The following is a 24313-nucleotide window of genomic DNA, read 5'->3' on the forward strand; positions in this document are numbered from 1 at the left end:
TCGCGCCGTCCTCGGGCGAGGGAGTCCGGCCCGCAGGTGACCGCCCCGGACACAGACGACGGTGGGGCCGGTCCCCTCTTCAGGGAACCGACCCCACCGTCCTGGGCCGTGCTCAGCACCTCAGCTCCCGACTCCGACGGCCCGATCACGGGACGCCGCGCCGGAGGAGGATCAGTCGCCGGCGATCGCTTCCTCAGCCGCCAGGGCGTCCTCCACTGCCTGCTGGAGCTCCGCCTGGGCTTCCCCGTAGGCGGCGAAGTCGCCGTCCTCGAGGGCCTGCTGGGAGTCCTGCATAGCCTCGTTGGCGCGCTCGAGAGCGTCAGCCAGCTGCTCCTCCGGAGAACCGGCCGGCGCATCCTCCACCGTGGGGTCGTCGTCCTCGGTGGCCTCGTCCTCGTCATCCTCGGTGGTGGCCTCATCCTCAGTCGGGGACGGAACGTCCTCGTCCTCGGCCGTGGCGTCATCCTCCACAGGTGCTTCCACGCCCTCGTCGACGGCTTCACCCTCGACTCCGGCGCCTTCGGCCGCTTCGGCACCGGCGTCTCCGCCGAAGACCTGATCCAGGGCCTCCCCGAGGCTGTCGGCGAAGCCGACCTCCTCACCGTAGGAGACCAGCACCTTGCGCAGCAGCGGGTAGGCGGTCGTACCGGTGGACTGGACGTAGACCGGCTGCACGTAGAGCATTCCGTCTCCGGCCGGCAAGGTCACCATGTTGCCGTTGATGACCTCGGAAGCGCCCTGACGCAGCAGGTTGAGCTCCTGGGAGACCTCGGCGTTGGAGTCGAAGTTCGCCTGCGTCTGGCCCGGTCCGGGGACCGCGGTGTCACGCGGCAGCTCGAGAAGCTGCAGGCCGCCGTAGTCCTCGGCCTTCTCCCCGTCCTCACCGGTGCCGGCGTCGCCGTTGGCTGCCAGGAAGCCGTAGAGCACATTGCGCTGCTGGGCGCCCTCGGTGATCTGCGGGATGAAGGTGGAGGTCAGCGAGAACTTCGGCTCGTCCTGACCCGGCATCTGCAGGGTCATGTAGTACGGCGGCTGGTTGACAGTGCCGTCCTCGACGGTCGGGTCGTCCGGGACGGACCAGGCGTCGTTGTTCTCGTAGAAGGCGCCGGGGTCCGTCACGTGGTAACGGCCCAGGAGCTCGCGCTGCACACGGAACATGTCCTCCGGATAGCGGACGTGATCCATGAGCTCGGCGCTCATCTCGGAGTAGGGCTCCAGGGACTCCGGGAAGACGTTCTCCCAGGCCTTGAGGATCGGATCCTCCTCGTCCCACGCGTAGAGGGTGACCGAGCCGTCATAGGCATCCACGGTGGCCTTCACCGAGTTACGCATGTAGTTGACCTGCCCGGAGAGGACCTGCCCGCCCTGGGTCAGGGCGTCGGTGGTGGCCGACTCCAGCTGCTGCTCAGCGGAGTACGGGAAGTTCTCCGAGGTGGTGTAACCCTCCACGATCCACTGCACGCGGCCGTCGACGATCGCCGGGTAGATGTTCTGGTCTACCTCAAGGAACGGCGCGACCTTCTCCACGCGCTCCCGCGGGTGACGGTCGTAGAGGATCTGAGACTCCTCGTTCATGTCCCCCGAGAGCAGGATCTCCGGGGACTGGAACTGGATCGCATAGATCACCCGGTTGAGCAGGTTACCCACCGAGGGACCGCCGTCGCCGGAGAAGGTGTAGACGGTGTCCGCATCCGAGTTCGCCGACGCCGGACGGTCCAGCTCCATCGGGTCCGCACCCTCTGGAGCCCCAGCAATCGAGAAGTCGGTGGTGTTCTCACCGAAGTAGATGCGCGGCTCGTAGTCCTCATCACTGGCCAGGTCGCCCTGAGTGGGGATGTCCTGCAGGGTGAAGTCCGGGCGCCCCTCCGGCGAGACCGCCGAGGCGTTCGCTGCGACGAGTCCGTAGCCGTGGGTGTAGATCAGGTGCCTGTTGACCCAGGAGGCGTCGTCGGCGACGTTGACCTCTCGGGCCGAGATAACCGTGTCCTCGTTCTCGCCGTCGATCTCGTAGCGGTCGAAGCTCAGCGTGTCACTGAAGGCGTAGTACTGACGGAACTGCTGCAGCTGGCCGAAGGCCGCCGACACCAGGTTCGGGTCCAACAGACGGATGTTCTGGATGTTGGCCGCGTCCTCGGCCAGCGCGCCCTCTGCTGCCGAGACCTCGGCGTCATAGCCCTGCTGCTCGATGTCCTGCAGCCCGTAGGCGTACCGGGTCAGCTCCATGTTGCGCTCGATGTACTGGCTCTCCAGGGTGCGCTCCGAGGGACGCACCTGGTACTCCTGCACCAGGAACGGGTAGACCGCACCGCCGACGATGGCGGTCACGATCAGCATGGCCGTGCCGATGATGCTGAACCGCCAGCGGCCGGTGACCGCGGTGACGATGAAGATGCCGGCCACCAGCACTGCGGCCACCGCGAGGATCGCCTGAGCCGGGATGACCGCGTTGACATCGGTGTACATCGCGCCAGCCCAGTTGCCGTCCTGGCTCGTCAGGGTGCCGTAGCGGTCAAGCCACCAGTTCACACCCTGGAGCACCACGAAGACCGCAGCGGTCACGGCGATGTGCCACCGGGCGGCCTTCTCGATGACGAACTTGCCGCTGGGCTCGATGCGGATGCCGCCATAGAGGTAGTGGCAGATGATGCCGGCGATCCCAGCCACCAGGACCGCCGAGATCAGGAATCCGTTGATGAAGCCGAGGAAGGGCATCGTGAAGACGAAGAACGCGAAGTCCAGGCCGAACTCCGGATCGGTCATCCCGAACGGCTCCTGGTTGAAGAACAGCAGCACGTCCTCCCAGGCTCCCGAGGCGGCAGTCCCGGCGAAGAAGCCCATGAGGGCGGGCAGACCGATCATCAGCAGCCGGCGCATGGACGTCAGCGTGTTCTGATACCGCTGGATGGACTCGTTCATCTGCCGGTCCAGGGTCTGCGGCCGGCTCCGGAACGCGAGGAACAGGCTCAGCCAGACCAGGGAGCCCATCACCACGAAACCGGCGGCGAAGATGCCCAGCCGGCTCAGGCGCTCGGTCCAGAAGATCTCCGAGTAGCCCAGCTGGTTGTACCACATGATCTCGGCATAGAAGCCGGAGAATATGACGAACGCGCCGATCAGCAGCGCGATGATGATGATCGTCAGCGTCAGCGCCGACGGACGGCGCGGTCCGCTGCGCTGACTGCGCTGCGGACCCCCGCTCCCTCCGCCGGAACCTCCGCGGTCGGAGCCGCCGTCGTCGGAGCCGCCCGAGCCGAACAGGCCGGAGCCGCCGAAGGGGTTCGTCGAACCGAATCCCTGGGAGAAACTCACATCTACCCTCTCTTCGTCCCGGTCAGGGCCGTCGGTGCTCGGCCTGCGCGGGACGTTGTGCTGTTGTGCTGGTCTGCTGGTGGAGTTCTGCGCTGGTGTGTCTGAACGTCTGTGTGCTGCACGGGCCCGGGGCTTCCCGGACGTCAGCTCCCGCAGCTCTCGAGGGATTCGAGGAGCGCGTCGTCCGCGTCCCTCACCGCCTCGACGACCTGGCGGGCCTGGTCCACGTCGTCGACGCCGTGGACCTCCAGTCCGCGCGGGACCCTGCCCTCGAGCTCGGCGCAGTTCTCGCGCGGGACCAGGAAATGATCCGCCCCGGCGTCGCGGGCTCCGACGACCTTCTGCGCGATCCCGCCGATGGGGCCGACCGTGCCGTCAGGGTCCACGGTGCCGGTGCCGGCCCAGTCCTCCCCGCCGGTCATCGACGTCTCGGTCAGATGATCGATGATCCCCAGGGTGAACATCAGCCCGGCACTGGGCCCGCCGACGTCCTCCAAGGTGATCTCCACATCCACAGGGAAGTCGAAGTCACCCTGGAGCAGGATGCCCACGTAGTAGTCCCCGTCGGCCTCCTGATAGGTGGGAACCTCGACGTCGAGGTCCTCACCATCTCTGGTCACCGTCAATTCTACCGGCTGACCTGCGGCGTCGTTCACCACTTCACGCAGGCCCTCCACCCCGGTGACGGGCTCGCCCTCGGCTGCGAGGACCTCGTCGCCGACCTCCAGCACCTCAGTGGTGCCGACGTCGGCGGCCTGCGGGGTGAAGTCGATGACGCGCAGGCGTTGGCTGTGATCGATGTCCAAGGCGTCCAGGGCCGCAGCGGTGGCCAGATCCTGGGAACTGGTCATGGCGGCGGTGTTCATCTGCCGGACGTCCTCGGCGGTGGTCCCGGAGGGATAGACGAGCTCCTGCGGCATGACGTCCACACTGGGGTCCAACCAGCCCTTGATGACCTGCGGGACGTAGACGGTGGAGGTTGGGGCCCCGTTGACGAAGACGGTGGTCATGCTCAGCGCGCCCTCAGTGGGGTGGGTGTCCTGCCCGGAGATGCTGATCATCGGCTCATCCCCGAACTCGCCGATGGTGTTGAACACCGGCCCGGGCGCTTCGGTCAGATAGGGGGCCGGGGTGCCCAGCAGCGCCGCGCCGAGCACGACGGCCCCCAGGCCGGCGCCCAGCCGCACGGTGCGACGCAGGGTCCAACTGTGCGTGGGCCCGGGTGGAAGCGCGTCAGCCTCCCAGGGCGCTGGGATGGATTCTGCCGGTCCGGGCCGCTGCGCCGGGTCCCCACCGGCTGCAGCGTCTCCTGGGCGCGACGATTCCGACGGCCGGCCCGGGGATGTGAATCTTTCAGTCATAGTGATCCGGGCCATTGTCTCATCACGCGCCGACGACGGCGAACTCGGCCCACCAGGCGCTTCCTCCCTCCGCGAACTGGCCACACGGCGCACAGACAGCGCCGCACAGGCGGCAGTAGTCTTGGAGCTCCAGACCCATGCTGATCGACCAGTCAGGGAGCAGCTCATGAATGCCGACGATTCCGGACGCCGCGGCGGGAGCCGCGATGACGAGGGCCGTGACGACGAGGGCCGTGACGAGAACCAGGGCGGTGAGCCCCAGGACCCCATGGAGGAGATGTTCCGTCAGCTCTTCGGCGGCGGGGACGCCGCCCAGGGCCCCGCGACGCCCGGCCAGGGACCGTCGATCGGCTTCACCGGAACCCCAGGACAGGGCGGCCCCCAGCTCCCCGAGGGATTCGACCCCGCGCAGCTGGGCCTGCCGCCGATGGACCCGCAGATGATGCAGCAGATCATGGGCCAGGTGCAGGCCATGTTCTCCGCGATGCAGTCCTCCTCCGAGGGCGACCGCCAGGGCCCCGTGAACTGGAACATGGCCAAGCAGGCGGCCCGACAGGCCGCCGCCGGGGATGACCCCAGCGTCTCCCCCGCCGAGAGCCGCGCCATCGACGAGGCCCTGCGGCTGGCTGACATGTGGCTCGACGGCGCCACCAGCTTCGAGTCGGTGGGGCAGATCGGCAAGGCCTGGTCCCGGGCGCAGTGGGTGGAGGAGACGTTCGACGCCTGGCGCCGGCTGACCGAACCGGTGGCCGAGTCCGTCTCCGAGGCGCTCTCCGGGGCGATCAAGGAACAGCTCGACGAGCAGGGCTCAGCGGTCCCCCCGGAGATGCAAGCGATGATGGGCGGCGCCGGCTCCGAGCAGATCAGCGGGATGATCCAGTCCATGGGCGGCATGGCCTTCGGCATGCAGCTGGGCCAGGCCGTGGGCACGCTGGCCAAGGAGGTCCACTCCTCCTCAGACATCGGCCTTCCTCTGGCCGGCCAGACGATGGCTCTGCTGCCCAGGAACGTCGGGGAGTTCAGCAAGGGCCTGCAGGTGGACAAGCAGGAGGTGCTGCTGTTCCTGGCGCTGCGCGAGGCCGCACGGATGCGGCTGTTCGCGCGCTGCCCGTGGCTGGAGCAGGATCTGTTCAACGCGGTGGCCCAGTACGCCGCCGGCATCCACATCGACATGAGCCGGGTCGAGGAGGCCGCCTCCCAGATCGATCCCACCAACCCGGAGGCCATGCAGGAGGTCCTGTCACAGGGTCTGTTCACCCCCGAACGGACTCCCATGCAGGACGCGGCGCTGACCCGCATCGAGACCACCTTGGCCCTGGTCGAGGGCTGGGTGGACGACGTCGTCGCCCAGGCGGCCGAACATCTGGAGTCGCTTCCGGCGCTGCGCGAGACGCTGAACCGACGCCGTGCGGTGGGCGGCCCGGCTGAGGACACCTTCGCCGCCCTGGTGGGCCTGGAGCTGCGCCCGCGCCGCCTTCGTGACGCCGCCGCCCTGTGGGCTCATCTGCGGGAGACCTCCGGGATGTCCGGTCGCGACGAGGTGTGGTCGCACCCAGATGTGCAGCCCACCGAGGAGGACCTGGACGACCCCCACGGCTTCCTCGCCCGGCAGGCCGAGCGCGAGGCCGAATCGGCCCGCATCGACGAGGAGCTGCAGAAGCTGCTCGACGGCGGCTACGACGGTCCTTCGACGTCGACCGATTCCGACGACCCCGGGACCTCCGACAGCTCCGGTGACTCCAGTGACTCCAGTGACTCTGGTGACGCTGGTGACGCTGGTGACTCTGAGGGGACCCCGAACAGCTCGGACTGAGCCCGGCAGGGGCAGTCCGCGGCGGGTGGCACCGGCCGGGAACGGACCGTACCGGTGCCGGCGTCGATGTGCATCACGGTGTCCGTCAGGTCCGGGAGCTGCTGCCCCGCCAGAAGCTCTCTGAGCTGCAGAGCCGCCAGGTGGGCGCACAACCCGGGCAGCGGCGAGCCGCCCGTCGATCGGGCCCCTGAGGGCGACGCCTCTGCTGTGCCGGGGCGATGACTCTCGAGGCAGGCAGGGCAGGGCGACGGGCCGGCTGCTGCGACCACCGGCCCGAGCAGCGCGCCCTGCTCCCCCACGCTGATCGGCAGCACCCGTGAGGTCTCCCGCAGCCGGGCCTGGAGCTGCTCCCGGACGGGCCAGGACGCCCCTTCAGCACGCACCAGAACCTGCACATCAGCGCCCTGGACGCCGCCCTCGGGCGGGCACTCCAGCACGGCTGTCCCGCCAGCGGACCCGCGGAGCAGCTCGGTGAGGACCTCGGCCCGCCGGCGTCCTCGGTGCCCCACTCGGAGGCGTTCGCCCTCGTCCTCCTCGGAGATCTCGGTGCCGTCACGCAGCACCACCGTCCCCACCCCCAGGTCCACCAGCAGCTCGGCCAGGCGGGCCCCGCAGTCGCTGAGACCGTCCACCAGGACGCAGGACATCGCCAGCCGGGCCCGGCGCAGCTCGGCGGTGGGGGCGCCGTCGTCGCGCTGAAGCACCCCGTGGGTCCAGAGCTGCTCCACCACCTCGGGGGCGGCGGCCACCGGGACTCCCCAGGCCAGGCTCTTGGTGGCGGCCAGGACAGTCTCGGCGTCGCCGTCGACCAGCACGGAGGCATCTCCGGCCTGCAGGCGCACAGTGGCCTCGTCTAGCACCGTGGCGACGGCGTCCGGCGGCAGCCGATAGATCAGAGCAGATGTCGTGACGTCCATGCAGACATGGTGGCAGAACTCGACCGTGGGCATCCGGAGTTATCCACAGGCCGCAGGGTTAGACTCGTCGCGCACTGTGCTCTGCCCACCTGAGGATCTGCCCGCCTGATCCCCGACTGATCCCCGACTGATCCCCTGTCCCGCCCGAGACCCCTCCAGGAGGACCGATGCCTCGCAGCACCACCCGCCGCAGCGGCTCCGGCGGCCAGTCGGCCGAGCAGACGATCATGGTGGACGGCGCCGAGGTGCTGGTGATCCGTTCGCCTCGGCGGACACGCACCGTCACCGCCGACCAGGTGGACGGACGGCTGCGGCTCAGAGTGCCGTCCCGGCTGAGTCGGACACAGGTGGACGAGCATGCCCGAGCGTTCCAGCAGAAGCTGAAGCGCCGCTCTGCCCGACGCCGGCGCAGCGACGACGACCTCCTCCGCCGCGCCAGGGAGCTCTCCCGGCAACACCTCGACGGCATCCCGGATCCCACCAGCGTGGTGTGGTCCACCCGGCAGTCGACCCGCTGGGGCTCCACGACCTCCACCGACGGCACGATCAGGCTGTCCACCCGCCTCCAGGAGATGCCGCTGTGGGTGCAGGACGCGGTGCTAGTCCACGAGCTGGCGCACCTGATCGAGCCCGACCATGGCCCCCAGTTCCAGGCGCTGGTGGCCAGATACCCGCGGACCCGGGAGGCCGATGCGTTCCTGGAGGGGGTCAGCTTCGGCTGGAACCACCCGCGGTGAGCCGATGGTGAGCCTCCGTCGCGCTCCGGATCACGTCACGGGCGTGGGCAGGCCGGTGCGACGTCAGCCGCGTCGTGCCTCGGTGGCCTCGCTGAGCACCGACTTGAGCGCCTCGCCGTGCTTCTCCAGCTTCCGCTCCCCCACCCCGGGGACCTCGAGCAGCTCCGCGTCAGTGCGGGGAAGCCGCTCGGCGATGACCTCCAAGGTGGCGTCGGTGAAGACCACGAAGGCCGGCACGTCGAGCTCCTTGGCGTGGGCGGAGCGCCAGGTGCGCAGGCGGGCGTAGAGCTCCTCGTCATAGCGTGCGGGGCAGTCCTCGCAGCGCCGGCGCTTGACCTCCGTCCCGGTGGTCAGCACCATCCCACACGTGGTGCAGGTCGCCGTCTTCCGCTTCGCGCGGGAATTGGGATTCACCGCGCCCGAGGACGGCGCGATCTTCCGGGTGGGCTCCTCCAGTCCGAGCTCCCGGCGCAGCGGACGCAGGAACCGGGAGGGGCTGCGCCGGCCGCGGCCGCCCGAGTGCCGGGCCTGCGCGGAGGACATGTAGAGATGCTTGCGGGCGCGGGTGATGCCCACGTAGAGCAGCCGCCGCTCCTCGTCGACCTCCCGCTGGGTCTTGGCGAAGGTGATCGGCATCAGGCCTTCGTTGAGCCCGGCCAGGAACACCGCGTCCCACTCCAGCCCCTTGGCCGAGTGCAAGGAGGCCAGCGTGACCCCTTCCACGGTGGGGGCGTGCTGGGCAGCGGAGCGCTCGTCCAGCTCGGAGGTGAATTCCCGCATGGTCAGGGTTTCGCCGAGCGCCTCCCTGCCGGCGTGGATCTGGTCGGCGAGCCCGACCAGCGCCGCCATCGACTCCCAGCGTTCCCGCACTGCTCCGGTGCCCTCGGGGGCCTCGCGACGCCAGCCGTGGGAGGAGAGGATGTTCCGCACCGTCTTCGGCACACCGTCCTCACCCTCCTCCACCAGGGAGGAGGTACGCAGCGCGGCGAGCGCCTCGCGGACTTCGCGGCGGGAGAAGAACCGCTCCGAGCCACGCAGCTGATAGGAGATCCCCGCCGAGGTCAGTGCCTGCTCGAAGGCCTGGGACTGCCCGTTGGTGCGGTAGAGCACCGCCACCTCGCTCAGCGGCACGCCCTTCTCCTGCAGGGCACCGATCTGCTCGGCGATCCAGCGGGCCTCGGCGTCGTCGTCGGCGTGCTGGGTGACCGAGGGGGTAGGGCCGTGCTCACGCTGGGAGATCAGCCGCAGCGGGTCCGGCCAGGAGGGCGCGTACTCGCCCTGGGCCTGCAGCTGGGTGCGAATCCGCGCCTGTTCCCGGGTGCGGTCGGCCAGCAGCACGTTGGCCATCTGCACCACCTGAGGGGTGGAGCGGTAGTCGCGGACCAGCCGGACCACCGTGGCCTCCGGGTGGCGTCGAGTGAACTTCAACAGGTAGTCGGGGGTCGCACCGGTGAAGGAGTAGATCGTCTGGGAGGCGTCTCCCACCACGCACAGCTCCTCGCGGCCACCGAGCCAGAGGTCCAGCAGGCGCTGCTGCAGCGGGGAGACGTCCTGGTATTCGTCGACCACGAAGTGCCGGTACTGCTGGCGGACCTGGGCAGCGACCCGCTCGTCGTCCTCGAGCATGCCCACGGTCAGCAGCAGCACGTCCTCGAAGTCGATGAGGTGCTTGTCCAGCTTCACGTCCTCATAGGACTGGTACAGCTTGGCGAACGTCCGGTGGTCCACTCCCCCGGGCGGAGGGCGGTCCCCGGCGAGCTCCAGGTAGGAGTCGGGGGTCAGGGTGGAGACCTTGGCCCACTCGATCTCGGAGGCGAGGTCGCGCAGGGCGGCCCGGTCCGTGGTGATGTGCAGGCGCCGGGCGGCCTCGGTGAGCAGCCGGACCTTGTGGTCGAGGATCTCCGGCATCACCCCGCCGATGGCCATCGGCCAGAAGTACTGCAGCTGGCGCAGGGCCGCGGCGTGGAAGGTGCGGGCCTGCACACCGGGGGCGCCCAGGGCGTTGAGCCGGGAGCGCATCTCGGCGGCTGCGCGGGCAGTGAATGTGACCGCGAGCAGCCGGTGGGGATCGTAGACGCCGGCGCGGACCCCGTAGGCGATGCGGTGGGTGATCGCCCGCGTCTTGCCGGTCCCGGCACCGGCGAGGATGCACACCGGTCCGCTCAGGGTGCTGGCGGCCTGGCGCTGCTCCTCGTCGAGCCCGTCGAGGACCGCGTCCGGAGCCTGGGGGTCGGACGGGGACGAGGTCATCGCACTCCTCTGCTCCAGATGTCGACGTCGGGCAACGTGTCACCGTACCAGTGTTCGATCAGCGCCCGAGAGATCGAGGATCGGGGCGGGATGCCCACGTGCCCGCCGGCGACCTGCTCGTGGAGTTCGGTGCGGGTGAACCAGCGTACGTCGCGGATCTCGTCCTGGTCGGCACGGGCCTGGGTGTCCCGTGCGTGGGCGAGGTACCCGAGCATCAGCGAGCGTGGAAACGGCCAGGCCTGGGAACCGATGTACTCGACGCGCTCCACTGTGGCCCCTGCCTCCTCGGCGACCTCACGGACCACGGCGTCCTCCAGGGACTCGCCAGCCTCCACGAATCCGGCGAAGGTCGAGTACATGCGAGCGTCCCAGCGGGTGGCCGATCCCAGCAGAAGCGTGTCATCAGGGGCGACGACGGCGGTGATCACGGCCGGATCCGTGCGGGGGAAGTGCTCCGCCCCGCAGGCGGGGCACCGTCGCATCCAGCCCGAGCTGCGGATCTCGGTGGCGGAGCCGCAGCGGGGACAGAAGGGGGAGGTGGCGTGCCAGTTCAGCACAGCGGTGGCCTGGGTGAGCAGCTCGGCCTCCAGGGCGTCGAGGTGCGCGCCGGCCCTGCGTAGGTCAGCCCAGCGGACCGAGGGTCGGCCGTCTGCCTCGGTGGCGTCGGTCTCGCGACGCATCACCCCGCTGTCCGCGTGGCCGGTGCGCGATGGAGCCCGTTCGCCGTCATGGGCCTCGCCGGGCGCGGGCACGGCCACCAGATGACGCGGTGACCCGTCGGCTGCCGTGCCGTCCGCACCCAGGTAGACGGCATCCGCAGGCAGCGCCCCGTGCGGGGCCCGCAGGTCCAGTCGCAGGCGGGCGAGGCGAGACGGTGCGCCGTCCCGCCCGAGGGTTGCGACCGGAGCGTCCGATGCGACGGCCTCATCCCGCACGGGCGCGCGGCCGTCGTCGAGCCGCAGGACACGGGCGCCCGGAGACTGCCACACCTGGGCGAGCCAGTCGGGGCGCTGGCGGTCCTGGTCGCGGCGGTCGATGCGCGGCCGGGACAGCGGGAGGTCGAGGACACCAGGTGCAGACTGCATGGATCTACCGTAGCGCTCACCGGTGACTGCTGAGCACGCGTCCGAGGAGGCCTGCCCTCTCCGGACCAGTCGGGCTCCCGGCGTCGCCCGGGGCGCCGCCCACGCGCTGTGGCAGGTATGACAGAAGTTCCGGAACACGGCGTGCCCTAGCGGACCAGGAGCATCAGGAGACCATACGCTGGTGACCGTGCGATGGACATCGATGGAACTGGCGGCTCTGGCCACCGCCGCTGTGCCGGGCCTCTCCCCGACGGGAGTGGCCGCCGTCGCCGACGACGCCCGAGACTTCACCTCGGCGATCGTCATCGATTCCGAGGGCAACCGCTGGCGCATCCGTTCTCCGCAGCATCAGGAGGCGGCGATGCGTCTGGAGACCGAGCTGCAGGTGCTGCGTGGTTTCTCCACGGCGATCCGCGCGGAGCTTCCCTTTCGCGTGCCGTCAGTGGCGGGTGCGGTGCGGCGCGGTGAGATGCGCACCTTCGTGTACAACCATCTGCCGGGACGCACCCTCGAGCTGGAGGAGCTGACCGCCAGCGGTGCCGAGGTGATCGGGGACGTCGGTCGCACCATCGCTGCGATCCACGATCTGGATGAGTCGGTGGTGGACCATGCGGATCTGCCCCGCTACTCGGCCGAGCGGTTCCGCCAGCGGCGGCTCAACGAGCTCGACCAGGCCGCGACCACCGGCCAGATCCCCTCCTCGCTGCTGCGCCGTTGGGAGCATGCCATGGAAGAGAAGCTCCTGTGGGACTTCACTCCGACGGTGGGCCACGGGGATCTGCACGAGGACAATCTGCTCGTCGAGGGCGAGCGCGTGGTGGCGGTGACCGGGTGGACCGATCTGCACATCGGTGACCCGGCGGATGACTTCGCGTGGCTGGCCGCCGCCCCCGATCCTGAATTCGCCCAGGCGGTTCTGACCTCCTATCAGCAGCACCGCAGGGGCCCGAGCGACCCTTACCTGATGCGCCGGGCGGCACTGACCGCTGAGTTCGCGCTGGCCCAGTGGCTGGTGCGCGGTCACGCCACCGAGAACCAGGAGATGGTCGAGGAGGCACGGGGCCTGCTGCGTCAGCTGGTGGAGGACATCGAGGCCCACGGTGGACAGCCGATCTCACTGACCCCGATGCAGGGAGAGGAACCGGCCTCGGAGCAGGACTCGCGGCCGGTGGCCCGTGCCGGAGCGGCCGCCACGGTGGCTGACACCGGCGAGTGGGCCGAGTCCGGCGCGGATGACCATGAGCCGGTGGTCATCACCGATGCTTCTGCCGAGGACTCCTCGGAGCCCTCCCCTTCGGAGGCCGCTGAGGAGAGCGCAGAAGGGCCTGGTGACGAGCCCGAGGTCTCCGACGGTGACGAGCCGGCGACGGCTCCGGCTGAGTTTGCGCTCGACGACGACGCCCCGACCGGCCAACTCCCCGCCGTGTCCCCGGCGTCGCCGGCCTCTCCTGGCTCCCCGGAGTCCCCCTCTTCTCCGGTCTCCCCCGCTTCCCCGGTGGACGACGGTGCCGCCTCCACGCGCTCCCCCGCCGCGGATGAGCAGCCCACCGGGGACATTCCCCGCGTCGTGGATGATTCGCTCTTCCTGGACGAAGACGACACCCCGACCGGGACGATCTCTCCGGTGCCGGAGACTGCTGAGGGGCAGTCACGGCGGCCGGAGTCCGGGTCGTTGCCGATCCTGGCTGATGCGGAGTCCGAGAAGCGGGCCAAGCAGAAGAACTTCTTCCCCGCGCAGTCCGCGGACAGCGCACGGTCGGCTCCCAGCGCCGACACCGGCACGAACCCGGTGGTCCCGCCCGCCGACGTTCCCGACGAGGCCCGCGGCGATGCGTCTCCATCCCACGAGTCCGGCGGGCAGGGAACCACCGCCGTGGAACCGACAGCTCGGGGCAGTTCGGAGCGGGACGCGACGGTGGAGGGCACTAGCTCGTCCGAGCCGACCGACGAGGGCGAAGGGTCGCCGTCGTCGGGCTCCTCTCCCCGCAGCGCCATCTACTCGACCTACCCAGGGCTTCGCCCGCCGGGATCCTGACCGGTGAGCGCTGCTTCGCTGGCTCGCTTCCCCTGTGCCAGCGGGGCGACGCACCGCCGTCATGGCATGCACCGGCCTCCGCCGATCGGGTGACATGCCCTGTGCTGTGACAGCAATCTCTCCTTCTGCGGGGAATGGGCCCGCCCCCGGCCGAGTTGTCGCCTGCGTGTTCAGCACATCGGTGTGCTCTCTTCTGACGAACGCAGACCTGTATCCCGCGCCTCCCCTGGCGTGCACACCTGATTGATCGAGGGGACTCTCTGTGCCGACCTCCACCCGCACTCCTCAGCACGACTCCGCGCACCCTGCCACCAGCGACGTTCCCCTGGTGACGGAGGATCCGCGATTCTCCCGACGCCAGATCGTCATCGCGATCGTGGCGCTGTCCCTGGGTGGCTTCGCGATCGGTGTCACCGAGTTCGCCATCATGGGGCTGCTGCAGGAAGCGGTGGCTGATCTGGAGATCACCATCCCCCAGGGTGGGCATCTGATCAGCGCCTACGCGCTGGGCGTGGTGGTCGGTGCTCCGCTGCTGGCCCTTCCCGGGGCGACCCGTGAGCGGCGGAAGTACGCGCTGTTCCTGCTGGCGCTGTTCGTGGTGGGCCATGGGCTGAGCCTGCTGGCTCCGAACTACGAGACCATGTTGGCGGCGCGATTCATCTCGGGCCTACCGCATGGAGCCTACTTCGCGGTGGCCGCGCTGATGGCTGCCCAGATGGCGGGACCCACGCGGCGCTCGAAGGCGATCGCCGCGGTGCTGGGTGGTCTGGCGATCGCGAATGTGATCGGCGTGCCGGTGGTGACCTGGGCCGGTCAGCAGTTCGGCTGGCGGTGGATGTTCGCCATCGTGATGGTGCTGGCGCTGATCACCATGGCGGCGGTGGCGACCTTCGCGCCCCGGCAGATGCCCTCGAAGCATGCCTCCATGAAGGGAGAGCTCAAGGGGCTGAAGTCCCAGCGACTCTGGGTCGGGATCCTGCTGGCCGTGGTCGGGTTCTGCGGAATGTTCGCCCTGTACTCCTACATCTCCCCGGTGATGACGGATGTGGCCCTGCTGGATGCCCGCTACCTGCCTTATGTGGTGGGTCTGTACGGCGTCGGCATGGTGGTCGGGAACTTCATCGGCGGGTGGGCGGCGGACAAGTCCGTGCTGGGGACGGTGATCATCTCGATGGCGCTCATCTCCGTGTTCATGGTGCTCTTCGCCGCCACGGCGCACATCGCGCTGCTGGCCCTAGTGTTCCTCTTCCTGGTGGGCGCCTCAGCCTCTGCGCTGAGTCCTTCGATGCAGACCTACCTGATCGACTCGGCTCCGCGAGCCCCGCAGCTGGCCGCCTCCCTGCATCATTCGGCGTTCAACGCCGCCAACGCCCTGGGCGCGATCATCGGTGCCTCGGTGATCGACGCTGGGTGGGGCCTGCGCGCACCCAGCTACGTCGGCGCCGCCGCCGCGGCGGTAGGGGTGCTGATCGCCGGGTACGTCATCTGGCTGAGCCGGCGGGAGCAGGCGCACGGCTGAGTCCCTCCGGGTTGGTGAGGTGCTGGGCAGGTCGTGTAGAAGCCTGCTCAGCTCGGCTGGCCGGGTGATGGCTGGCAGGTCGGGCAGACGTAGATGACCCGGTCCTCCTGAGCTGCGCGTCGCTGGGACTCCTCCCCAGAGTGGGACCGGATGATGCGACTCTGGCAGCGCAGGCAGAGCTTCCCACCTCGCCCGTAGACCCAGTACTGCACCGCTGCGGTCGGCGTGCCGGTGGTGCTCCGGCGGCCGCGGAGCTTGTTGATCTGCAGCAGCCGATGGGCAAGGTCGATGATCCGGCTCAGATCCGGGACTGCGCCGACCGGGGTGTCCGGGTGGACGCCGGCGAGGAAGCAGATCTCACTGCGGTAGACGTTGCCGACCCCGGCCAGATTGCGCTGGTCCAGCAGCGCGACGCCGATGGCCCGGTCCGGCTGGGAGCCCATCCGGCGTGCAGCGTCGGCTGGGTTCCAGTCCTCTCCGAGCAGGTCAGGGCCGAGATGGGCGATGTGTTCATCCATCTCGGCGGGGGTGAAGACGTGCAGCTCCCCCAAGGAGAAGCCGACCGCCTGGTGATGCTCGGCGGTCAGCACGCATCGGGCGGTATGGGCGGGGCGCTTCCACCGGGGTCCCCCTCGTCTGGCTCCTGGCCCACCGGTACCGCGCGGGTAGACGTGCCAGGTACCCTCCATCTTCAGATGGGAATGCACGACGGCGTCACCGACGGTGATCAGCAGGTGCTTGCCTCGCGCCTGGACCCGGCCCACCGTCTGCCCGGCGAAGTCGACAGTGGCGAAGGCCGGTACTCGGAAGTCGGTGGAGAGCAGGGTGCGGCCGGCCAGTGCTTCGTGGAGCATGGCCGCTTCGCGGAAGACGCTGTCACCTTCGGGCATGGGTTCAGTATCTGCGACCTTCACTCGAACCGGCGAACTCGGTGTGGCAGATTAATAAGATGCTCACCCCTAGCTCCCTGGGCTGCATACCTAGGATGGGAGCATGGCTGACACGTCGTTCACCACCCCTGCTGATGTTCACCCAGGCTCCTTCGCCGGTCGGCTCCGGGCGGCCTCTGCTGAAGACTGGGACGCGGCGGTGCATCATCGTTTCGTGGAGGAGCTCTTCGCCAGTACGGTCAGTGACGAGGTCCTGGCGCGGTACCTGGTGCAGGATTACCAGTTCTTCGATGCGTTCGTGGCCATGTTGGGTGCCTGCGTCGCCACCACGGACTCGAAGTCCGCGCGACTGCGCTTCTCCCAGCAGCTGGGCATGCTCGCCGCGGATGAGGACGGCTACTTTCAGCAGGCCTTCACGGAACTGGGGGTCCCGCAGCAGGATGTGGAGGATCCGCAGCTGACGCGCACCACGGAGGAGTTCGTGGCTCAGATGTGGGAGGTGGCCCAGGCCCGGGACTACGCGGACCTGCTCGTGGTTCTGGCGGTCGCTGAGTGGCTGTACCTGGATTGGGGAGAGTTGGAGCGTGAGTTGCCCACGGCACCCAAGCACCGCGGTTGGATCGACCTCCACCGCGGCCATGAGTTTCGCGCCTGGACCCAGTTCCTGATCGATGAGCTCAACCGCGTCGCGCCGAAGGACGATGACGCAGCCGCTCGCCTCGCTGTGCGCTGGCACCGAGTGGTGGGCATCGAGCGCGCCTTCTTCGACGCTGCCTACCAGTTCTGAATGTCATCTGCGGAGGCCTCCGGCAGGGGACGGATGGCTCTCCGGGTGGTATATCAATCGACGCCGAGCAGGCGAGCCTGCTTACACCACGGAGAAGTTCTCCCGGCGCATCATGATGATCCCAGAGGCCGTACACTGCCTCGTCAGAAGCGACCCTGGGGCGGCACTGAGGCGCACCGGTGAAGTGAGCCCCTCCGGGCCGGACGTTGGACATCGATGACGTGCAGTCCGTCGAAGTCGGTCAAGAGATCACAGTTGTGGAAGTAACGGTGCTGGCCCCACCCTCAGGGCCGCTGCGCCAGATCCAGGGGCGAAGCCCATTTCCGAGCGGAAACTCCAGCCTCCCGGGCAACTGCGACCGTGCTGTCGCAGCAACCATGCAACGCAACCATCATCGATGGAGTTGCTGCGACTTCCCTCAAGGCCGAAGGACTGTCTCTTATCCGAAGTGACAACGTGCGAATCGGATGTGCTCCTCCAGCGCTTCGGCCTCCGGCAGGTTGGTCCCGGGAACTGTCTCCCCGCGCTCCACGTAGAAGAACGAGGCCTCAATCTGGTCCAGCGGGATTCCGTAGAGCCGGTGGAAGGCCAGTCGGTAGACGGCCAGCTGCAGCTGCTTCTCGGTGAGGTCCTTGCCGGTGGGGACCATGCCGGTCTTCCAGTCCACCAGGTGCCAGGTGCAGCGGCGCATCTGGGCGTCGCGTTCCTCTCCAGGCATCAGTTCCCAGCGGTGCTGGTCCGCAGCGGTGAGGTCGCGGCCGTCCTCGGTCCGCCCAAACACGGCGTCAATACGTCCGCGGACCACCACGCCGTCGATGGAGGTCTCCACCGGTATCTCGGCCGCGTACAACTGCCGCTGCGCCCATTCGGTCCGGGTGAACTGCTCCTTGACCCGGGCCAGGTCGAAGGCGTCGTCGAGCTCCTCGTCTCCACGCCCGGGCTCCTCGATGTCCGGCAGGCGACTGCGCGTCTCGTAGAACTCCTCGATCCACTCATGCATCACCGTGCCGCGGCGGGCGGCTTGGGAGGGCTTCACCGGCACCGGCCGCCTCGCGAACTCGGCCATTCCCTTCGCATTGCGCGCCATGCCCACCACTCCAGAGACACTGATGTGCGCGGGGAACGCCGGCAACCCGCTGCCCCGCTGCTGAGCGCGGGCCCGGTCCACGATCCATTTGGCCTCCTGCTCCCACGGAGTCAGCTCGCCCTCGCTCGAGTACGCCTCCCGTCCCCTGGCCTGCCGGACCATCTCCGCGGCGCGGGTGAGTGCCGGACGGCGTCCAGGATCCTGCGCCGGGGCGTCGATCTGCTCCTTGGTCGCCAGCCGGGCCTCACCTTCGGGCGCCTTCTGCTCCTGATAGCGGGCGATGGGCATCGGCGCCAGCGGATCATAGGGCCAGTGCGCCCCCAACATCTGCCCCGCCAACGGGTTGGAGGTCATGTCCTCGACCTCGGCCCACGCCAACTGGTTCCGCCCAGCCCCACCGCCGGCGTCGAGGACCTCGCGGATCTCCTCCAGGAACTCCGAGGGCCCCTTGCCCTTGGTATGCGCGTAGAAGCACGCTCCTGTGCAGATCAGCAGCTTCTTCGCCCGGGTGACGGCCACATAGGCCAGGCGACGCTCCTCCTCCCGGCTGAAGTCCTCCATGTCCTGCGAGTAGACAGAGTTCTCGTCCGTGAACGATTTCAAGTTCCCGGCACCGGCGGCCACAGCCCATTCCTGCAAGGTGTCCTGATCCGACTCCCACTGCGGAATGCTCAGCCGGTCACCCCGCAGCCGGGCCGGAAGCATCCCCTTCTTCCCGGTCCACCGGTCCGTCTGCTGGGTGGGGAACTTCTCCTCCCGCAGCCCGGCGACGACGACCACGTCCCACTCCAAGCCCTTCGAGGCATGGATGGTCAGCAGCTGCACCGCGCCCTCCTGGGGTTCGATGTCGGCCTGCTCGAGCCCTCGCTCCTTCTCCTCGGCGGCATCGAGCCAGTCCAAGAAGCTGCGCAGATCCGGCGTGGTCTCGGTGGAGGCGTAGCCCTCCGCCTCATCGATCAGCGCGTCCAGCTGCCGAGTCGCGTAGTGCTGCTCCTCCCAGGGGCGGGCCGCGACCTCCACATCCAGGCCCGTGTCACTGACGATCCGCTGGATCAGCACGCCCAGGTCCAGTCCGGCCCACTGCCGCAGGCGACGGATCTGCTCCTTGGCCAGCAGCAGCCGGCGGTGTCCTTCCGCCGAGAGTCCCAGACGCTCCGCCTGCTCTGGGGCGTCCCGCAGCCGCTCCAAAGCCTCCACCAGAGACGACCGTTCGTCCATCTCCAGGACCGTGGACTCATACCGGTCCTCGGCATCCGGGGCGTCGGCCGACTCGCTCTGCACTTCGCCGCCGCTGTCGACACGCTGTCGGAAGCCCTCCAGGTCACGCGCCGAGCGCTGCAGCTGGACGAGGTCCTTCGGACCGATCCGGTAGCGCGCACCGCCCAGGATGCGGATCAGCGCATCCGAGCGGCCCGGGTCCGCGATGACGCGGAGATAGGCCAGCACCTCCGCGACCTCCGGGGTCCGTAGCAGGCCCGAGAGCCCCACCAGCTCATACTCGATGCCCGCGGCCCGCAGATGTTCCGCCACGGTCCCCAGCTGCGCCCGAGTGCGGGCCAGCACCGCGCAGCTAGGCCGTGCCGAGGCGTCCGGCACGTCCAAGGCCGCCCCCAGCTGCTGGGCGATGGCACCGGCTTCCTCAGCCTCCGAGGCGAACCAGCCGTAGCTCACCGTGCCACCGGCCGCGCCGGACGGGGAGCTGAGCGGCTTGAGCTGGTCCCGCAGAAGAGCGTTGTGCTGCCTCCAGGGCTTGCCCAGAGAGTCCGCCGAGTCCGGTCGGAACGGCCCCACCATCCGGTTGGCGACATCCAGGATGCTGCGCCCGTTGCGCCAGGCCACAGTGAGCTGCTTCAAATCAGCAGGACGACGCTCACCACTGGCCGAGTCAACGGCGGGGAACGTATGGGGAAAGTCGAAGAGCTGCCCGGCCGAGGCGCCCCGAAACCCGTAGATCGACTGGTTCGGGTCACCCACAGCCGTGACCGCGTGACCAGCCCCTGCCCCGGCATCGCCGTCTCCGGCTCCACCATCTCCGCCGGTGCCGACACCGAAGAGGCTGGAGAAAAGGGCGAGCTGGGCGTAGGAGGTGTCCTGGAACTCGTCCAGGAGGACCACCTGATACTTCTCCCGCTCGGCGGCTCCGGCGCTGGGGACCTCCATGGCGATGCGCGCGGCGAAACGCAGCAGGTCACCGAAGTCCATCACGCCCTCGCGGTGCTTGGTGTCCTGGAAGCGGCGCACCAACTCGGCCATCTCCCGGCGCACCCGGAGGTTCTGGGCGAGCCCAGACTGGTCCTTGGTCGGCTTCGCCCCGGCGGTAACCCACCCGTCGTAGCGGGCGAGCTCGATGTCCAGGTGCGCCTCGACGTCGTCGGGAGTGCGCAGGTGCTCGGCACAGTCCGAGGCGAGCTGCATGACATGCCCGGCCAGGGCGCCGGCGGACTGATCCGCATCCACCAGCACCTGGGCTCGTTCATAGCTGCTCGCGATCTGGTGGACCATCTGCCAGGCCTTGGCCTCACCGATCAGCTGGGTCTCCGGCTCCAGGCCGATCTGCAGTCCGTACTCGCTGACCAGAGTGTTCGCATAGGAGTGGTAGGTCGACACCGCCGGGGCCAGCAGATCGGAGAGGGACTGGGTGCGGGCCGACTCCGCCAGCTCGGCGGGAACGATGTCCTCCGGGGCGATCAGCTCGGCGTCGACGAGCTGGCGCAGCCGTCCGGCGATCCGTTCCTTGAGCTCCCCAGCGGCCTTCTTGGTGAAGGTGACCCCGAGGATCTGATCCGGCCGGACGATGCCGTTGGCCACCAGCCACACCACGCGGTCAGCCATGGTGGCGGTCTTCCCCGAGCCGGCGCCGGCGACCACGAGCATCGGATCCATGCCGGCCTCGATCACAGCCTGCTGTTCGGCGGTGGGATAGAGACGCTTCTCCGGCGGGACGTCCCGCTGCAGGGCATCGACGATGTCACAGGCGGTGTAGCGCACCGCAAGGCGGGCAGTCATGGTCTCCCCCGTGGTCGTGGTGTGCGTCGGTGTGCTCATGGCTGGGTCACCTGTTTCGCGTCCTCGCAGAGCGGGCAGAGTGCCCCGATGCGGCAGGACTGCTGGCCATTGGGGTGGTAGGCGTCGAAGCGGGACCCGGACATCACCCGAGCCGCCAGAGTGACCTGCTGGACCGGCCAGTCCTCGTCCTCGGACAGGGCGGGCTGTCCCTGCAGGTCGACCTTCGCCACGCCCCTCCCCACGTGCAGCAGCGCAGCGCCGAGGGACTCGGAGCCGGCATCCGGCGAACCGTCCTCTCCGCTTCCTCCGGATGCCCCCTCGTCACCGGCCAGGGCCGCGTCGACAGCGCCGAGTGAGACCATCAGCTGGTAGGCACCGAGCTGGGCATAGGTGGCGATGTCCTTGTCAGGAGGCTTGCTCTTTCCAGTCTTCAGGTCGATGACGAACAGCTGGCCGTCTTCCGTGCGCTCGACCCGGTCGATCACACCGCGGATCTGGACCGTGCGGCGCCCGGGAGCTTCGGCACCGCCATGGTCGGGCTCGGCCGCGGGGACCTCCAGGGTCGCTTCGACCTTCAGCTCTCGGGCGGCGACCTCGCGGCCGTCGCGTTCGACGGCGCGATAGTACTGGGCCAGCTTGCCGATCATCTGCTCGGCCCGCCGCCGGTCCTTCTCGGATTCCCAGCCCTCATCGCGCCCCAGGGTGTGCCACCGGTCCTCCAGCTCCCGGTGCAGCACCTCGAGGTCGGTCTCTGTGGGGTGGTGTTCGGCGATCTCATGGATCAACGAGCCCAGCATGCGGGTGAAGTCGGTGGGCTCCACTCCCCCGGCGGCCTGGGTGAACCACTGCAGCGGCGACTCCACAGCGGTCTGCACGCTCGACGGCGAGACGCGCACGACCTCCTCGGGGCCCAGCAACGGCGCATCGGTGCTGAGCTCGGGCAGGCCCCACCACTGGTCCGGGTCGGCTCCGGTGAGGCCGGCCGAAGCCAGGCGGGCCAGTGCCCGAGCGGCAGCCTCCCGCTCCTGGACAACCGCGGGACCGACCTCGGCGCCGTCGAGCTCCTGTTGGACACTGTCCTCCAGGTGACGGCGCAGCTCCGCGATGAGCCGGGGCGCGGTGATGGGCCGTGGGATGGCCGATCCGCGGGCCGTGCGCTCATCCGGAGGGACCACCAGGTCCAGCAGCATCGAAGGGCTCTCCTCCTGCCCGTGGACGGCGACGGCGAAGAGCCGGCGCTTGGCGCGGGAGACGGCGGAGGCGAAGAGCCGGTACTCGTCCTGCAGCACGTGCATCCGCTTCACCAGCGGCGACTGGGCCGCGGCATCAGTGCGCCCCTCGACGACGTCGACCAGCTGTCCGCTGCCGAGCAGCTGGCCTCGCGGATTCAGGTTCGGCCAGGCGCCCTCCTGCAGGCCCGTGAGGATCACCGTGTCGAACTCCCGCCCGGCCGCACTGGCGGGGGTGAGCACCTCCACGGCATGGTCGCCCGCGGAGGTCTTTGCCAGGGTGTCCATGGGCAGCTCGAGGCGCTCCATGTGATCCACGAAGGCCTGCGGCGTGGCCCCGGGATTCTGGTCGGCGAAGCGCTCGGCCGCCTGGAACAACGCCATCACGGCGTCGAGGTCCTGGTCCGCGACCCGACCCTCAGCGGTGGGCTTGCGGGAGACCCCCGCCCAGTGGGCGCTGACCCCGGCGGCATCCCAGATCTCCCAGAGCAGCTCCTCAGGCCCGGCGGCGGCGTCGAAGGCCGTGCGCCCGGCACGGATCATCGCGGCGATACGCTCCACCCCGCGGGTGAGGTGCCGGTATCGCTCCTGGGCACGCACCGCGGCGACGACCGGATCCTCCGGGGAGTTGATCGCCGCACACAGCAGCTCGTCCGAGCTGCGCGGCTCACCCTCGACGCTGCGGCGCTCCTGCTGCCGGAGCACCTGGCGCAGGCTGCGCAGTGACATCGAGTCAGCATCCCCGTAGCGGCTGGTGAGCAGCACCAGCACCTCCGGCAGCTCGACCTCCCTGGCCTCCGGGTCAGCGACGATGCTCAGCACCTGCAGCAGCGGCGCCACACCGGGCTCCTGGTTGAGGATGACGTCGCTCATCGACTGCCGCACCGGGACGCCCTGGGCCTGGAACATGCGCACCAGACGCGTCAGCATGGTCCCGTTGCGGGCGATGACGGCGATCTCCTCGAAGGGCACTCCGGCCCGGTGATGCCGGTCGAGCACCTCCTGGAGCACGAACTGTTCAGCCAGATAGTCCTGGGGCACGACCTCCACAGCGCAGGAGCCGGGGACGGCGTCGTCCTCCTCGCCGTCGTGAGTGCTGGTGCCCTGGCCGACGTCCTCACCACCGGCCGCCAGCAGATCCTCCCATCGCCTGCGGGCCGACTGAGGTCCGATCGGAGCCAGCCGACGCAGCACCCGGGCGTAGACCCGGCCCAGCGCCGGCGCGATCCGGTGGTTCTCCTCCAGCCCCATGACTGCAGGCTCTGCCCCGGGCAGTCCACCGTGCGGATCCGGCGTCATCGCCCCGGAGACGCTGCGGCGCACGATGCCGTCCACGTCGAGGTCGGTCTCCGGATCCAGTCCGGCGGCGGCCTCGGAGCTGAGACGCTGCGGAGATGTCGTCCAATTGCGCAGCTTGTCCGGACGGGCGCCGCGGAATCCCTGGACCGCCGTCTCCGGATTCGCGAAGGCGACGACGTCCCCACCGGCGCCGACGAGCCGCAGCAGACGGAAGACGCTGGGAGTGGCCTCCTGGATGTCGTCGACGATGATCCGGCGCAGGCGCAGGCGTTCGTCCTCGAGCAGCTGAGGGTTCTCCTCCAACAGGTTGCAGGCTTCGTTGATCAGCCCGGCGGGGTCGAAGGCGTCCGCGTTGGAGCCGGCATCGAGATCCTCCCGGTACTGCTCGTAGAGGTCGGCCGCGGCCCGCCACTCGGGGCGACGGCAGGACTCGGCCAGCGCGCGCAGGCGCTCCGGCGAGACCCCGTACTCGGCGGCGCGGTCGAAGAGCTCGCGGATCTCCTTGCGGAATCCGTCGGTGCCTGCCGCTTCCTGCAGTGCGGCCGGCCAGCTGATCGTGGTCAGCCCGGTGGCGGGGTCCGGTGCCAGCAGCTGACGAATGATGCTGTCCTGCTCCGCACCGGAGAGCAGGCGTGGCTGGCGGGCGCGGAAGGTGAGGATCTCGCGGCGGCGGGCCTCGCCCAGCAGCCAGAAGGCGTAGGAGGAGAAGGAACGCGACGGCTGCTCGGAGAGGGAGCCGCCGCGGCCGCTGGTGTCCCGGCGCGCCCAGGAGGTCTCGATCTCGTCGCGCAGCGCCGCCGACGTCGCCCGGGTGGGTGAGAGCACGAGGAGTCGATGGGAGTCTTGGCCGGACTCCAGGTGACGCAGGGCCAGCTCCACCGCGAGCGTGGACTTGCCGCTGCCTGGTCCGCCGTGCACCAGGATCGGGCCGTGGCCGGGCTCGGCGACGGCGGCGAGGACCTGGCGCTGGGACTCATCGAACTCCATGC

At 69.3% G+C, this 24313-nt stretch carries 12 protein-coding genes; 5 read left to right on the forward strand and 7 right to left on the reverse strand.

All coding sequences use genetic code 11. The features are described 5' to 3' along the window. Positions 1–171 precede the first annotated feature (171 nt). Positions 172–3309: a UPF0182 family protein gene (locus tag ODE13_RS01795; protein ID WP_322477725.1), complete on the reverse strand. Its 3138-nt coding sequence runs from the start codon at positions 3307–3309 to the stop codon at positions 172–174. A 143-nt stretch (positions 3310–3452) separates the two neighbouring features. Then, positions 3453–4496 (reverse strand): PDZ domain-containing protein, encoded by a 1044-nt coding sequence (locus tag ODE13_RS01800; RefSeq protein ID WP_322477726.1) that lies wholly within the window; start codon positions 4494–4496, stop codon positions 3453–3455. A gap of 442 nt (positions 4497–4938) precedes the next feature. Between ODE13_RS01800 and ODE13_RS01805 the strand changes: the two genes are divergently transcribed. Together ODE13_RS01805 and ODE13_RS01810 are read left to right on the forward strand one after the other, a co-directional pair. Then, positions 4939–6483, forward strand: a complete 1545-nt coding sequence (locus tag ODE13_RS01805) for a zinc-dependent metalloprotease (protein ID WP_416210526.1) — start codon at positions 4939–4941, stop codon at positions 6481–6483. A gap of 1084 nt (positions 6484–7567) precedes the next feature. Further along, the gene (locus tag ODE13_RS01810; protein ID WP_322477728.1) at positions 7568–8137 is read left to right on the forward strand and encodes a M48 family metallopeptidase; all 570 of its coding nucleotides are present in this window, start codon (positions 7568–7570) and stop codon (positions 8135–8137) included. 63 nt (positions 8138–8200) lie between these two features. On the opposite strand, the gene ODE13_RS01815 is transcribed toward ODE13_RS01810, so the two are convergent. Then, on the reverse strand, positions 8201–10387 hold the full coding sequence (locus tag ODE13_RS01815; protein ID WP_322477729.1) for an ATP-dependent DNA helicase UvrD2: 2187 nt from the start codon (positions 10385–10387) through the stop codon (positions 8201–8203). Beyond that, a complete protein-coding gene (nudC, locus tag ODE13_RS01820) occupies positions 10384–11472 on the reverse strand; it encodes an NAD(+) diphosphatase (RefSeq protein WP_322477730.1) in 1089 nt (362 codons plus the stop codon). Before nudC ends, ODE13_RS01815 begins: the two co-directional genes overlap by 4 nt. Positions 11473–11659: 187 nt before the next feature. Between nudC and ODE13_RS01825 the strand changes: the two genes are divergently transcribed. After that, a complete protein-coding gene (locus ODE13_RS01825) occupies positions 11660–13507 on the forward strand; it encodes a phosphotransferase (protein ID WP_322477731.1) in 1848 nt (615 codons plus the stop codon). A gap of 262 nt (positions 13508–13769) precedes the next feature. Further along, the gene (locus ODE13_RS01830) at positions 13770–15026 is read left to right on the forward strand and encodes an MFS transporter (RefSeq protein ID WP_322477732.1); all 1257 of its coding nucleotides are present in this window, start codon (positions 13770–13772) and stop codon (positions 15024–15026) included. 47 nt (positions 15027–15073) lie between these two features. Here the strand turns inward: ODE13_RS01830 and ODE13_RS01835 are convergent, their stop codons facing one another. Continuing rightward, positions 15074–15916, reverse strand: coding sequence for a DNA-formamidopyrimidine glycosylase family protein (locus ODE13_RS01835; RefSeq protein WP_322477733.1), 843 nt, complete (start codon positions 15914–15916; stop codon positions 15074–15076). 103 nt (positions 15917–16019) lie between these two features. Here ODE13_RS01835 and ODE13_RS01840 point away from each other — a divergent pair, with 103 nt between their 5' ends. Beyond that, the gene (locus ODE13_RS01840) at positions 16020–16703 is read left to right on the forward strand and encodes a TenA family protein (protein WP_322477734.1); all 684 of its coding nucleotides are present in this window, start codon (positions 16020–16022) and stop codon (positions 16701–16703) included. Positions 16704–17142: 439 nt separating this feature from the next. Here the strand turns inward: ODE13_RS01840 and ODE13_RS01845 are convergent, their stop codons facing one another. Then, positions 17143–20835 (reverse strand): ATP-dependent DNA helicase, encoded by a 3693-nt coding sequence (locus ODE13_RS01845; protein WP_322477735.1) that lies wholly within the window; start codon positions 20833–20835, stop codon positions 17143–17145. Further along, positions 20832–24311, reverse strand: coding sequence for an ATP-dependent DNA helicase (locus ODE13_RS01850; RefSeq protein WP_322477736.1), 3480 nt, complete (start codon positions 24309–24311; stop codon positions 20832–20834). The genes ODE13_RS01845 and ODE13_RS01850 overlap by 4 nt, the downstream gene beginning before the upstream one ends. Positions 24312–24313 lie beyond the last annotated feature (2 nt).

The organism is Nesterenkonia sp. HG001, from assembly GCF_034438835.1.
GTDB lineage: Bacteria > Actinomycetota > Actinomycetes > Actinomycetales > Micrococcaceae > Nesterenkonia > Nesterenkonia xinjiangensis.

Excerpts from the sequence above, each read along its gene's own strand:
- ODE13_RS01805 (WP_416210526.1), top strand. The coding sequence starts at position 4,939 with ATGGAGGAGATGTTCCGTCAGCTCTTCGGCGGCGGGGACGCCGCCCAG.
- ODE13_RS01810 (WP_322477728.1), top strand. The coding sequence starts at position 7,568 with ATGCCTCGCAGCACCACCCGCCGCAGCGGCTCCGGCGGCCAGTCGGCC.
- ODE13_RS01815 (WP_322477729.1), bottom strand. The coding sequence starts at position 10,387 with ATGACCTCGTCCCCGTCCGACCCCCAGGCTCCGGACGCGGTCCTCGAC.
- nudC (WP_322477730.1), bottom strand. The coding sequence starts at position 11,472 with ATGCAGTCTGCACCTGGTGTCCTCGACCTCCCGCTGTCCCGGCCGCGC.
- ODE13_RS01835 (WP_322477733.1), bottom strand. The coding sequence starts at position 15,916 with ATGCCCGAAGGTGACAGCGTCTTCCGCGAAGCGGCCATGCTCCACGAA.
- ODE13_RS01840 (WP_322477734.1), top strand. The coding sequence starts at position 16,020 with ATGGCTGACACGTCGTTCACCACCCCTGCTGATGTTCACCCAGGCTCC.
- ODE13_RS01845 (WP_322477735.1), bottom strand. The coding sequence starts at position 20,835 with ATGAGCACACCGACGCACACCACGACCACGGGGGAGACCATGACTGCC.
- ODE13_RS01850 (WP_322477736.1), bottom strand. The coding sequence starts at position 24,311 with ATGGAGTTCGATGAGTCCCAGCGCCAGGTCCTCGCCGCCGTCGCCGAG.